This is a genomic window from Arthrobacter sp. SD76 (assembly GCF_049726125.1).
Taxonomy (GTDB): Bacteria; Actinomycetota; Actinomycetes; order Actinomycetales; family Micrococcaceae; genus Arthrobacter; species Arthrobacter nitrophenolicus.
The window spans coordinates 3,103,966-3,116,860 of the sequence record NZ_JBNBLR010000001.1; the positions used below are offsets into that span (position 1 = coordinate 3,103,966).

General features: G+C 66.1%; 10 protein-coding genes and 3 pseudogenes. 7 read left to right on the plus strand and 6 right to left on the minus strand.

From position 1 onward, the window contains the following. The first annotated feature begins 24 nt into the window (after window positions 1-24). From ACPEE0_RS15020 to ppgK, 5 genes and pseudogenes are all read left to right on the plus strand, one after another. Window positions 25-1,005 carry a carbohydrate ABC transporter permease gene (locus ACPEE0_RS15020; protein WP_407709067.1) on the plus strand — a complete coding sequence of 327 codons (981 nt, stop codon included), beginning with the start codon at window positions 25-27 and terminating at the stop codon, window positions 1,003-1,005. After that, window positions 1,002-1,913 (plus strand): carbohydrate ABC transporter permease, encoded by a 912-nt coding sequence (locus ACPEE0_RS15025; protein ID WP_407709066.1) that lies wholly within the window; start codon window positions 1,002-1,004, stop codon window positions 1,911-1,913. The genes ACPEE0_RS15020 and ACPEE0_RS15025 overlap by 4 nt, the downstream gene beginning before the upstream one ends. After that, window positions 1,910-3,662: pseudogene (locus ACPEE0_RS15030) on the plus strand (alpha-glucosidase). Before ACPEE0_RS15025 ends, ACPEE0_RS15030 begins: the two are co-directional and overlap by 4 nt. 43 nt (window positions 3,663-3,705) lie before the next feature. Beyond that, window positions 3,706-5,619: a family 49 glycosyl hydrolase gene (locus ACPEE0_RS15035; protein WP_424574783.1), complete on the plus strand. Its 1,914-nt coding sequence runs from the start codon at window positions 3,706-3,708 to the stop codon at window positions 5,617-5,619. Between the two features lie 100 nt (window positions 5,620-5,719). Further along, a pseudogene (gene ppgK, locus ACPEE0_RS15040) lies at window positions 5,720-6,537 on the plus strand (polyphosphate--glucose phosphotransferase). A gap of 2 nt (window positions 6,538-6,539) precedes the next feature. Here ppgK and ACPEE0_RS15045 read toward each other — a convergent pair. The 6 genes and pseudogenes from ACPEE0_RS15045 to ACPEE0_RS15070 form a co-directional block, all read right to left on the minus strand. Then, window positions 6,540-7,103 carry a dihydrofolate reductase family protein gene (locus ACPEE0_RS15045; RefSeq protein WP_407709062.1) on the minus strand — a complete coding sequence of 188 codons (564 nt, stop codon included), beginning with the start codon at window positions 7,101-7,103 and terminating at the stop codon, window positions 6,540-6,542. Between the two features lie 6 nt (window positions 7,104-7,109). Next, window positions 7,110-7,454, minus strand: coding sequence for an iron chaperone (locus tag ACPEE0_RS15050; RefSeq protein ID WP_407709061.1), 345 nt, complete (start codon window positions 7,452-7,454; stop codon window positions 7,110-7,112). Between the two features lie 4 nt (window positions 7,455-7,458). After that, on the minus strand, window positions 7,459-7,932 hold the full coding sequence (locus tag ACPEE0_RS15055; protein WP_407709060.1) for an SRPBCC family protein: 474 nt from the start codon (window positions 7,930-7,932) through the stop codon (window positions 7,459-7,461). Between the two features lie 37 nt (window positions 7,933-7,969). Next, window positions 7,970-8,886, minus strand: a pseudogene (locus ACPEE0_RS15060) (2-hydroxyacid dehydrogenase). Then, window positions 8,883-9,665: a DeoR/GlpR family DNA-binding transcription regulator gene (locus ACPEE0_RS15065; protein WP_407709058.1), complete on the minus strand. Its 783-nt coding sequence runs from the start codon at window positions 9,663-9,665 to the stop codon at window positions 8,883-8,885. Before ACPEE0_RS15065 ends, ACPEE0_RS15060 begins: the two are co-directional and overlap by 4 nt. A gap of 79 nt (window positions 9,666-9,744) precedes the next feature. After that, window positions 9,745-10,878, minus strand: a complete 1,134-nt coding sequence (locus ACPEE0_RS15070) for a Gfo/Idh/MocA family protein (protein ID WP_424574784.1) — start codon at window positions 10,876-10,878, stop codon at window positions 9,745-9,747. A 139-nt stretch (window positions 10,879-11,017) separates the two neighbouring features. Here ACPEE0_RS15070 and ACPEE0_RS15075 point away from each other — a divergent pair, with 139 nt between their 5' ends. Continuing rightward, window positions 11,018-11,908, plus strand: a complete 891-nt coding sequence (locus ACPEE0_RS15075) for a carbohydrate kinase family protein (protein ID WP_424574785.1) — start codon at window positions 11,018-11,020, stop codon at window positions 11,906-11,908. Window positions 11,909-11,949: 41 nt separating this feature from the next. Next, window positions 11,950-12,834 (plus strand): aldolase, encoded by an 885-nt coding sequence (locus tag ACPEE0_RS15080; protein ID WP_407709055.1) that lies wholly within the window; start codon window positions 11,950-11,952, stop codon window positions 12,832-12,834. The last annotated feature ends 61 nt before the right edge of the window (window positions 12,835-12,895 follow it).

Sequence of the window (12,895 nt, forward strand, 5' to 3'; positions counted from 1 at the left end):
CGCCGCCACCGCAAAGGAAACATCATGACAGCACTTCCCCCGGCCCCGGCCGCCCGAACCCGGCAAGCGCCGCGACAGCTGCCCCTCCGCGTCCCCCGGCGCAGATCCGCGCAGGAGAACCCGCGCGGCTACTGGATTTACCTCCTGCCCGGGGCCATCGGCTTCATCGCCATCGTGGCCATCCCCTTCGGCATGAACCTGTACTACAGCCTCACCAACTGGCGCGGCGTGGGCACCCCGAAGTTCGTGGGCCTGGACAACTATGCGCGCCTGGTGGCCGACCCGGCGTTCTGGGCGTCCTTCCTGCACAGCACCGCCTTCATCGTGGCGATGGCGGTGGTGCCGACGGCGCTGGGCGTCTTCGTCGCGGCTGTCCTGTTCGACTACATCGCCCCGAAGTTCGGCGCCAGGACGGCGAGCATCCTTCGGGCCACGTTCTACCTGCCCCAGATCCTGCCCATCGCGGTGGCCGGTGTCCTCTGGAAGTGGCTGTACCAGCCGCAGTACGGCATCCTCAATACAGTCCTGGACGGGGTGGGCCTGGGCTGGCTGAAGCAGAACTGGCTCGGCGACGCGGACACCAGCATGCTCGCGGTGATGAATGTCCTGATCTGGCTGCAGATCGGCTACACCGTGGTGGTGTTCATGGCCGGGCTCTCCCGTGTTGACCCTGCCCTCTACGAGGCAGCCGAGATCGACGGCGCCGGCTGGTTCCAGCGCTTTTGGAGCATCACCATCCCGCAGCTGCGCCCGGAAATCGCCGTGGTGCTGATCACCACCTCCGTGGCAGCACTGAAGGTCTTCGCCCCCATCTACGTCCTCACCAGAGGCGGGCCCGGGACCAGCACCATCGTTCCGGCCTATTTCTCGTACTCAAACTTCTTCACCACCACCCAGGTGGGCTACGGCGCCGCCGTCGCCTCCCTCCTGGCGCTGCTGGTCACCATCATCGCGATCGTGCTGCTGCGCTACCAGACCCGCAACGCCGAGGGATTCGACAAGTGACCACCACAGCCCCCGCCCCAGACACGGCACCCGCCGCCTCAACCCCGCAACAAAAACCGGCTCACAGCACCCGGAGCGCCAGGAACCGGCGCGGCGTCAACGGCTGGATCATCCTGGCCCTGCTCGCCGTTGCCGCCCTCCTGATGGTCTTCCCCTTCTGGCTGGCCCTCGTCAACGCGTTCAAACCCTCAGGCGAATACATCGACGGCGGCCCGATCGGGATCCCCACGCAGTTGGACTTCACTGCGATCATCGACTTCTGGGCGGGCGTCAACTTCAACCAGAAGCTGCTGAACAGCGTCATCCTCTCCGGCAGCGTGGCCCTGATCGCCGCAACCCTGAGCCTGCTGAGCGCCTTCGCCATCGGCATCGGCAGGATCCGCGGCAGGGTGTGGATCCTGGCCGTGTTCATGCTCGCGTTCACCATCCCGCAGGAGGCGCTGGTCTACCCGCTCTTCGTACTCTCCCGGGAACTTAACCTCTACGACTCCCTGCTCGGCGTCACCATCATCCTGGCCGTCCTCCAGAGCGCCTTCGGCACCTACATGCTCGCCTCAGTGCTGGGCTCCTTCCCGCTGGAGGTCCTCGAAGCGGCACGCCTGGACGGTGCCACCCGGTTCCAGATCCTGCGGCTCATCGTCCTGCCTCTCACCCGCTCCACCCTGGCCGTGCTGGTGACGTTCTTCTTCATCTGGACCTGGAACGACTTCTTCCTTCCCCTGGTCCTGCTGCCCTCGGCCGCCAACCAGACTGTCTCGGTATCCCTGGGCGCGCTCAGCGGCCAGTACACCTCCGACCCCACGGCCCTGGCGGCCGCGTCCATGGCCGGCATCCTGCCCGCACTGATCTTCTTCCTTCTCTTCCAGCGCACCCTCATGCGCGGCGTCAACATCGGAGCCATCAAGTGACCCTCCAGCCCGCACTGCGGCATCCCAGCCTCCGTCCGAACGACGAGTGGTGGAAGGCCGCCGTCGTCTACCAGGTCTATCCGCGCAGCTTCGCCGATTCCAACGGCGACGGCATCGGCGACCTCCGCGGCGTCATCGGCCGCCTGGATCACCTTGAGGAACTGGGCGTCGACGTTGTCTGGCTGTCCCCTGTGTACGCCTCGCCGCAGGACGACAACGGCTACGACATCAGCGACTACTACGCCGTGGACCCGGCATTCGGCACCATGGAGGACCTGGACGAACTGATCGCCGGCCTGCACGCCCGCGGCATGAAGCTGGTGATGGACCTTGTGGTCAACCACACCTCCGACGAGCACGCCTGTTCCAGGATTCCCGTTCCAGCAGGATAAGCGCCAAGCGCGACTGGTACATCTGGCGCGACCCCCGCGACGGTGCGGTGCCGGGTCCCGGGGCGGAGCCCAACAACTGGGGCTCGTTCTTCTCCGGCCCCGCGTGGGATCTGGACGAAACCACCGGGCAGTACTTCCTGCACCTGTTCTCCCGCAAGCAGCCGGACCTGAACTGGGACAACCCGGACGTCCGCAACGCAGTGTACCGGATGATGAACTGGTGGCTGGACCGCGGCGTGGACGGGTTCCGGATGGATGTCATCAGCTTCATCTCCAAACACCCCGGCCTGCCGGACGGGCCGGTGGGCGACGGCCAGGCCTGGGCGACGGGATCCCGTTCTACGGCTCCGGCCCCCGGGTCCACGAGTACCTGCAGGAAATGCACCGGGAGGTATTCGCCGGCCGGGACGCGGACCTGATGACCGTGGGCGAGATGGTGGACGCCACCCCCGAACTGGCAAGGCTGTACACGGACCCGAACCGGAAGGAACTGGATATGGTGTTCCAGTTCGAGCATGTGGGCCTGGACCACGGTCCGGGCGGAAAGTTCACCCGCAAGCAGCTGGACCTGGTGGCGCTCAAGCAATCGCTGGCGAAGTGGCAGGATGCCCTGGCGGACGTGGGCTGGAACAGCCTCTACTGGAACAACCATGACCAGCCGCGGGCCGTCTCGCGCTTCGGCAACGACTCCGCGTACTGGTACGAGTCCGCCACCGCCCTGGCCACGGTCCTGCACCTGATGCGCGGCACGCCCTACATCTACCAGGGTGAAGAGCTGGGCATGACCAATATGCAGTTTTCCGGCATCGGCGACTTCCGCGACCTTGAAAGCCTGAACTACTACCGCGAGGCCATTGCCCGCAGCGGCGGCAGCCGGGCAAGCGACATCCTGGCCGGCCTCGCCGCGGGCGGCCGGGACAATGCCCGGACCCCGGTTCAGTGGGACAACAGCAGGAACGCCGGCTTCACCACGGGCGAGCCCTGGATCCCCGTGAACCCCAACCACGCCTGGCTCAACGCCGCCGCCCAGCGCACCGATCCGGACTCCGTCTTCGCCTGGTACCAGAGCCTGGTCCGCCTGCGCCATGAGGAACCCGCCGTCATCGACGGGCTGTTCACGTTGCTCTACCTGCAGGACCCGCAACTCTTCGCCTACACCCGCACCGGCCCGGACGCCACCCTGCTAGTCCTGGCCAACTGCTCCAGTGAACCGCTGGCCCTGGACTTCACCCTTGCCAGGGATATCGCCACGGCATGGGCACAGGCAGAGGTTCTCCTTCACAACCGGCCCGGCCACGACTGGAACAGGCAGGAACTGCTGCCCTGGGAGGCCGTTGTGCTCCGCCGCCTTTCCTAAAGGCACCACCTTCTACCGGTCCCATCCAACGAGAGGAACCATCATGCCCGGAACAGGGCTCGGACGACTGGCATACTGCATTGCTGCGGCAACCGCCGTCGTCATCACCAGCACGTCCACCGCGATGCCGGCTCAGGCACGCACCAATCCGGCCTCGCAGGCACCAGCAGCGCCATCCGCCGAGCGGCCAATCGAGACAGCGGACAACGGCAACCTGCACACCTGGTGGCATGACAACGGGGTCTTCAACACCGAAGGTCCCACCGGGGACAACGAGGTGCGCCAGTCTTCCATCTACGACGTCCAGGTAGCCTCGGCCAACCAACCGGAGAAGGCCTACGACGCGTTCACCTACATGAGCATCCCCCGCAGCGGAAAGGACAAGGTCGGCTATACCAAGGAAGACGGCGCCGAGTTCTCCTCCCAGGCCGGCCTGTCCATGAGCTGGTCCAGCTTCGAATATGCCAAGGACGTCTGGGTGGACGTCAATCTCAAGACCGGCCAGACCATCACGTCGGCCGACCAGGTCCAGATCCGGCCCAGCAGCTACAACTTCGAAAAGCAGCTCGTGGACGCGGACACCGTAAAGATCAAGGTGCCATACTCCGACGCCGGATACCGGTTCTCGGTGGAGTTCGAGCCGCAGCTGTACACGGCGTACAACGACATGAGCGGCGACAGCGGCAAGCTCACCACCGAAGCCGAGGGCAACCGCGCCATCCACACCGAGCCCCGCAACTCGATGATGATCTTCGCCGAGCCCAAGCTCCGGGGCGAGCAGAAGGAGCGGCTGATTCCCACGGAGGAGTCAGGCAGCATCCACTACCCGGCTGAAGGTGAGGTAACCAACCTCAACACCGTTACCGACGACATCATTTACTTCAAGCCCGGCACCTACAGCATGGGCTCGGACTACCATGCCGTCCTGCCGCCCAACGTCAAGTGGGTGTATCTGGCCCCAGGCGCCTATGTGAAGGGAGCCTTCCGGTTCTTGCACGACAACCAAAGCCAGTACAAAGTCACCGGCTATGGCGTCCTCTCCGGCGAGCAATACGTGTACGAGGCGGACACGAACAACAATTACAACCATCTCAGCGGGGCGTCCAACTGCCACTCATCGTGCGTGAAGATGCTGCAGTTCGCGTCAGCCGACGCCGAGCAGAAGCTGGACCTGCAGGGCGTCACCATCAATGAACCGCCCTACCACTCCTTTGTGGTCTACGGGAACGAGCAGACCTTCCACATGAACGTGGAGAACTACAAGCAGGTGGGCAGCTGGTACTGGCAAACGGACGGCATCGAGCTGTACAAGGGCAGCAGCATGAAGAACACGTTCTTCAACTCCAACGACGACGTACTGAAGATGTACCACAGCGACGTCACCATCGATAACACCGTGATCTGGAAAAACGAGAACGGACCCGTGGTCCAGTGGGGCTGGACGCCGCGGAACATCGACAACGTGAACGTCACCAACACCTCAGTCATCCACAACCGGATGTACTGGAAGGACGTCAAGTACAACACCTGCATCTTCAATTCCTCCTCTCACTGGGAGGACATGGGATCCACCACCAAGGCGGACCCCACCACCACGGTCAAGAACATGTCGTTCGAAAACTTCACGGTTGAGGGCATGGCCAACTGCGCCATCCGCGTCTACGCCCTGTCCAACACCGAGAACATCAACATCAAGAATCTCAAGATCGATAGCTGGAACGGACTCGACTGGACCTCCCAGGTCAGCCACCTCAAGCGCTACACCAACCCCGCCGGTGAAAAGGTCACCATCGGCAACGAGGTTCCTGCCGGCAACGGCCTTGCCCTGGAGAACTACTCGATAGGCGGCGAAGTAATCGAGAAATCTGCAGGCAACTGGGCCGACTACCAGCTGGGCCGGCTCGGCTTCGACGGCGAGAACTGGGACAGCTGGAACGCCTCTAAGTCCACGCCCTAACGGTCTGGTTCCAACAGCGTCTCGGGGGCGGTTAGCCGAACAAACGGCTGACCGCCCCCCCTTTGATCTCCGCTCAAGCCTCCCTACGGAAAGGACCACCATGACCTTCAAGCCCGGCACGGCCGGCCATCTCATTGGCATCGACGTAGGCGGAACCGGCATCAAAGGCGGCATTGTCAACGTCGCCTCCGGCACCCTTACTGGACCTTCAATCCGGATGGAGACACCCAGGCCCGCGACCCCCTCCGCTGTGGCCGCCGTGGTGTCCATCCTTGTTGCCGCACTCGAGGACATGCCTGGCTGTCCCGCAGCAGCCAGCCGGTGGGAATCACCTTCCCCGGTATCATCCAGAACGGCATCGCCCGCTCGGCGGCCAACGTGGACAGCTCATGGATAGGAGTCGACGCGGCTGCAGTCTTTTCCGCCGTACTCCAGCGGGACGTCGTGGTGTTAAACGATGCCGATGCCGCAGGGCTTGCCGAAGCCACGTGCGGTGCGGGCCGGGGAATCCCGGGAACAGTGCTGGTCATCACCCTTGGGACGGGGATCGGCTCCGCCCTGGTGTTCGACGGCAAACTGGTGCCGAACGCGGAATTGGGCCACCTCGCCATTGACGGCTTCGCGGCGGAAATTGCTGCCTCGGCCGTGGCCCGCGAGCGCGACGGCATCACATGGGCGGAGTACAGCGTCAGGCTGCAGCGCTACTTCTCCCACCTGGAGTTCATCTTCTCCCCTGAACTGTTCGTGGTGGGCGGCGGGATATCGGCATGCGCAGACCAGTACCTCCCGTTGCTAAACCTGCGGAGTCCGATCGTGGCCGCCCGCTTGCAGAATGAGGCAGGAATTATTGGCGCCGCACTTGCAGCCGGGGAACCCGCACCGGCTCCGCTACTGCCGGCATCCCTGCTGCCTACGTAGCGTCAGCCGCGGTTCAGGTACCGCAGCAGGACCACCCCGTTGCCGAAACGGCGGCTTTCCACCAGGTCCAGGTCCGCGGTGAAGTCGGGCGACTGGAACACCCGCCGGCCCTGGCCCACCACCACCGGATTGACGTAGATCCGGAACTCGTCCACCAGGCCGTGGCGCATGAACGTTCCGGCAAGGTCGGCGCCGCTCATAATGAGGTCGCCGCCGGCTTCCGCCTTCAATGCCCGGATTTCCTCGGGAACGACGCCGGCAAACACCTTCGCGTTCGGGCCCGCCGTGGCGAGGGTGCGGGAGAACACGAACTTGGGCAGGCGGCGCCAGATGCCCGCGAACTCGTCCATGGCCGGGGTGCTGTCCGGATCCTGGTCCGCCGTCGGCCAGAATTCCTCCATCAGCTGGTACGTGACCCTGCCCTCGATGATCCCACCCATCGCACCAATCTCGTCATTGAAGTGCCGGTGCAGTTCCTCGTCCACCCGGTGCCAGCTGATGTCCCGGTCCGGGCCTTCGAAGAACCCGTCCACGGACACGGCGTTGGACAGGATGATCTTTCCCATGGGTCCCTACTTCCTGATTTCCGCCTGCCGCAGCCGGACGACGTCCTCCACCACGTCGTCCGGAAGGGGATGCTCTGCGGTGAAGCGGATGGTTCCCTTGGACAGCGAAAAGCCCGCCAGCTTGCCGGCCACTGCTTCCACCACCTCGGGCGAGAACGGAAATACCGAGAGGTGTTTCGCGGCGGCCACCACTCCCAGCAGGGGCTTTCCGTCCAGTTTGAGGGCGGGCATGCCGTAGCTCATGCCTTCGGTGGCCTCCGGCACCAGCTGCCGGGCAATGTCAATGACGTGCTGCAGGCACTCGCGGTCCGCTTCCGGCAGCTCCGCCATTGCATCGTCGATGACGCCCACGGCCCTAGCTCTTCTTCTTTGCGGCGACGGCGGCGGCCAGCGATGCCAGCCCGCGTTCGAAGTCGGACCCCACCATCTTGTCCATGTTGACGAAGAGGGCGAATAGCTTGGCCGGGAGTCCCTTGTTCTCCCCGGTCATCACCCAGCGGACCTCAGTGCCGCCCGGCGCTGGCGTGAACGTGAAGGTGGTGGGGTTCAGCGCCTTGAAGGGTTTGGTGAATTCCAGCCTGACGTTGATGCGGTTGGACGGCACCGACTCGACGATCTGCATGCTCCCGCTGCCGGCCTTGCGGTTGCCGCTCCACTCGTAGCCGGCGCCCACGCCCGAGTCCGGGCCGAAGTAGCGCCTGCTCATGCCGGGGTCCACGGTCTCCCAGGGGGACCAGGCGGTCCATTCATGGAAGTTGTTGACCAGCGGGAAGATTTCTTCGGGGGCTGCGGGTATGACGGCGCTGCGCCGGACTTCATATGAGGACATGGCCCCAGCTTAGGAGCCGGGGCCATGCCTGGATAGATCAGCGGAGAACTACGTTGACGGGTTCCTTGCCGTCCAGCAGCAGCCCGATCTGTTTCCTGATCAGCCGGACCATCCGGGGGAACATTGCCGAGCTGGCGCCGCCCACGTGCGGTGTGATCAGCACGCCGGGCGTGGTCCACAACGGGTGGCCGGCCGGCAACGGTTCGGGTCCGTGACGTCCAGCGCCGCCCGCAGCCGCCCGGACGAGGTTTCCGCCAGCAGCGCGTCTGTATCGGCCACCGGGCCACGGGCCACGTTCACCAGCAGCGCGCCGTCCGGCATGGCCGCCAGGAACTTCGCGTCCACCAGCTGCGCGGTCTGCTCGCTCAACGGGACGCTGACCACCACGATCTCGTGCAGCGGCAGCTGCTCGTACAGCGAGTCGATGCCGTACACCGTTCCGCGGCCGTCCTCCCGGGCACGGCTTCCCATCCGGGTGACCTCGGCCTCGAACGGCAGCAGCCGGGCCTCGATGGCCTTGCCCACTCCCCCGTAGCCCACCAGCAGCACGCGCCGGTCCGCCAGGCTGGCGCGCTGGGTGTTGTCCCAGGTGCCGGACGCCTGGTTCCGCACGAAGTCCGGGATCCCGCGCTGGCTGGCGATCATCATGCCCACGGCGAGCTCCGCCGTCGACGTCTCATGGACGCCTGCCGCGTTGGCGAAAACGCAGCCGGCGGGCAGGACGTCCGCGACGCCGTCGTACCCGATGGACTGGCTTTGCACCAGCCCGACGTCCACGCCCTCCAGCGCGGCCAGCGCCGCCGGCTTGCCCATATAGCCGGGGACCAGCAGGTCCAGCCGGCCCTCCGGGGCAGGACCGGCCAGGTCCCAGAGGACAAAGTCGACGCCGTCCGTCGGCTCGAGAGCGTCCAGCAGCTTCTGGTCGGGCAGGCACACCCGGAGCCGCGCGGTCACGCGGCAACCATCAGCTTCACGCCTGCAGCGGTCAGCGCCGTTTCGATTTCCCGCGGCGGCGGCGCATCGGTCACCAGCACGTCCACCGCATCGAAACCCGCCAGCCGGGCCAGCGCGTACCGGAGCATCTTCTGGTGGGTAGCCACCACCACCACCTGTTCTGCCGAATTCATAAGGGCGATCTTAGTGGCGCGCTCCACGTCCCGTTCGATGTAGAACGCCTCGTCATGGATGCCGCTGACGCCGATGAACGCCGTCTTGGCACGCAGCCCGGCGGCGGCCGTGACCGTCATGGGGCCGTTGAACGCCTGGCTGTCCAGCAGCAGCTCCCCGCCAAGGCAGATGGTCCGGGCGGAGGTGAGCTGCAGGCAGCGCTGGATGGCAGGTGCCGAGTGGGTGATGATGGTGCCGGTGAAGGACGCGGGCAGCTCGTGGGCAATCTGGTACGTGGTGGTGCCGGCGTCCAGGATGATGGCGTCACGCTCACCGATCATGGACAGGCACGCCCGGGCCACCCGCAGCTTGGCGTCGGCATCCTCCCGGACCCGGGCGGCGAAGTCCGCGTTCTGCCCGTGCCCCTGCACGGCGCTGACACCACCGTGGACCACCCGGACCAGCCCCAGCTTGGACAGCACCCGGGTGTCCCGGCGCACCGTCATGTCCGAGACGGCGAACCTCTCTGCCAGGTCAGTGGTGGAAATGAACCCCCGCCGGCCGAGCTCGTCCAAGATGCTGCGCTGACGGGACGTCAGCGGCGCCTCTTCGCGTGCGATGCTCATGGCCCCTTCTTTCCTGCCTAGATCCCGGACACCTGCCCGGCCCGGTGTTGCAATTCCAACACCAAACCTACTTAATGACCTACCCGGCACCGGCATTCGTAAGCTCAACGGGGCGGCCTTCCACGATGGAGCGCTCGGCCGCCAGGCCCATCCGGACCGACTGCAGGCCGTCGGCAACCGTGACTTCCACCGGGCCTTCGCCCAGGATGGCCTTCCGGAACCCCAGGTGCTCGTAGTAGGTGGAGCCGTGGTGTGCGCCGGCGGCCAGGACGGCCTCGTCCACCGGAACCTCGTGCTTTTCCGGGCCCAGCGGCGAGCGCGGGCTGAATTCCACGGTGGCTTCGGCTTCGTCACCGGGGATCCAGTGGCTCCCGGCCACCGGGATCAGGGTCTCGATCTTTGCAGCGTCACCCACGATGGAGATGCGCTCCTGGAACTTGGACCCTTCGGCGAACATGGACAGTTCCAGCATGGCCCGCTTGCCGCCCTTGAAATCGACGATCACGTAGGCGTTGTCCACCATGTCCGAGACCCGGCCGTCGTACACCTCGTCCATGTGGTTCACGTCGTGCCCGCCGCTGGCGTAGACGCGGGTGGGTTCGTCCTGCAGGATCAGGCGCATCAGGTCGAAGAAGTGGCAGCACTTTTCCACCAGGGTGCCGCCGGTCCGCTCGGCGAAGCGGTTCCAGGCGTCCACCTTGTGCAGGAACGGGAAGCGGTGCTCCACGATGGACAGCATGTAGATGTTGCCGAGCTTGCCGTTGTGCGCGGCCTGGATGACCTCCTGCACCGGCGGCATGTAGCGGTATTCCATCGCCACCCACACAGGTGCGGTGTAGTCGGCAGCCAGCTGTTCGAGTTCGTCCGCCTGGGCGGCGCTGGTGCACACGGGCTTTTCCACCAGGACGGGCAGGTTGGTCCCGCTGGCGAAGATGTCCTTGAGGATGCCCAGGTGGGTGTCATTGGGGCTGGCGATCACCAGCGCATCCACGAGGCCCGAGGCAAGCAGGTCCTGGTGGGAGGCGAAGGTCTGCACCTCATAGCCGATCTCCTTCGCGGTCTCTTCCAGGGAGGACGGCGTGGGGTCGGAGACTGCGGTGATCCGGCTTCCCGGGATCAGTGCGAGGTTCCGGACATGTTCGCGGGCCATGTGGCCGGCCCCGATGAGGCCATAACGGATGGTCCGGACCGTTTCCGCAGAAGGCAATGACATGAGCTGCTCCGTTTCTCTACGTTGAGTGGGCGGGACCGCGGCGTTGCATCCCAAACAGAACTATACAGAAAGTGTTGTTATTCCAACATAGCGTGTGTATATTTCTTCAGTACCAGCCGGAACTACAACGAGGTGGAACGTGCCCCAACCGTCAACTGGAACCCTGCTCTTCGTAGGCTGCGCCACCCTGGACTCCATCGCCCTGGTGCAGGACTACCCCGCGGCGGACAGCCGTACGGTCGCATCCGACTTCGCGACGGCGGGCGGCGGCCCGGCGGCAACGGCCGCCGTTGCGGCGGCGCGGGCCGGAGCCCGGACCGCCTTCGCGGGGGTCCTGGGCACCGACGAGGAAGGCGACCGGATCGTGGCCGGCCTCGAGGCCGAGGGCGTGGACACCTCCGCCGTCATCCGCGACGCCGGCGTCAAGACCGGCGCCAGCGTGATCGTGGTCAGCCGGGCCACCGAGAGCCGCGCCATCGTCACCCGGCCTGTCCCGCCCGTCAGTTTCCCCGCCGGCAGCCGCTTCGCCGAACTGCTGGCGTCCGCAGCCTGGGTCCACGTGGACCACCTGGGCTGGAACGCCGTGGCCGGCGCTGGCGCGGACGGCCTGAAGATCAGCGTGGACGCCGGAAACCCCATCCCGTCCTTCAGCCCGCGGGGCGTGGCACTGTACGTCCCCACCATCGAAAGGCTCCGCGCCGAGTACGGCGAGGACCTCTCCCCCGGGGACCTCCTGGGGAAGGCTGTGGACGACGGCGCCTCCGCCGTCGTCGCCACCGCCGGCTCCGAGGGCGCCTGGGTCCTGGAACGCGGCGGCGAGCCGGTCCACGTTCCCGCCACACCGGCCACCATCGTGTCAACCCTGGGCGCCGGCGACGTGTACCACGGCGCCCTCCTCGCCGCCGTCGCGGCGGGCCTGCCCCTGGTGGACGCCGCCGCTTTCGCCGGGCGTACCGCCGCCGCATCCTGCGCGGGGCTGGACGGCCGTTCCATGATCCCCCGCCAGACCATCAGTCCTGTCCCTGCCTGACCATCGTTCCCACCACAACGCCTAGCTGAAAGAAGCAGCCCATGAGCCCCACAGACCTTTCCCCGCTGCAACGCCCGTCCGGCGCGTTCGCCATGCTCGCCGTGGACCAGCGCGAAGCCATGCGCAACATGTTCGCCGAGCACACGGACCAGCCCGTCACGGACGAGGACCTGCGGAACTTCAAGCTCGAAGCCGCCCGAATCCTCACCCCCTACGCCTCCGGCATCCTGATCGACCGGCAGTTCGCCCTGGACCAGGCCATCGAGGCCGGCGTGGTGGACCCCAACTGCGGCCTCATCGCCTCCGCCGACCACTTCGAATCCGCACACGACGAACTCGTGGGTGAGGTGACCATCGACCGGCTGGTGGATCCGCAGAAGTACGCGGCCCTGGGCGTGAAGGCGCTGAAGCTGCTGGTGCTGTACCGTCCGGACGAGCCCGCCGAAGGCCGGGTGGAGATGGTGCGCGAGTTTGTGGAGCGGTGCAAGTCCGCCGGGCTGATCAGCATCATCGAACCGGTCTCCCGCAAGCCCCTGGCCGGCGGTGACTTCGACTGGAACGCCGGCATCCTGGCCGCCGCCAAGGAACTGGGCAGCCTGGGCGCCGACCTGTACAAGGCCGAGGTCCCCTACAAGGGCCAGGCCTCCGAAGCCGAGGTCCGCGCCGCCTGCGCCGAGCTCACCAAAGCCATCGACGGCCCCTGGGTGGTCCTGTCCTCCGGGGTCCCCGAGGACGTGTTCCCGGACGCCGTGCGGTGGGCCTGCCTGGAAGGCGCCAGCGGCTTCCTCTCCGGACGCGCTGTCTGGGCGTCCTGCATCGGCGCCCCCGACGTCGTCGAGTCCCTGTCCACCGACGCCGTCCGCCGGCTGCAGCGCCTCTGCGCGGTGGTTGACGACGTCGTCTCCAGCCAGCGGACGAATGCATGAGCCCAGCCTTCAACCTCCCGGGGATTCCCGTCACCGCCCGGTGACCCCCCATCCAGCCAGC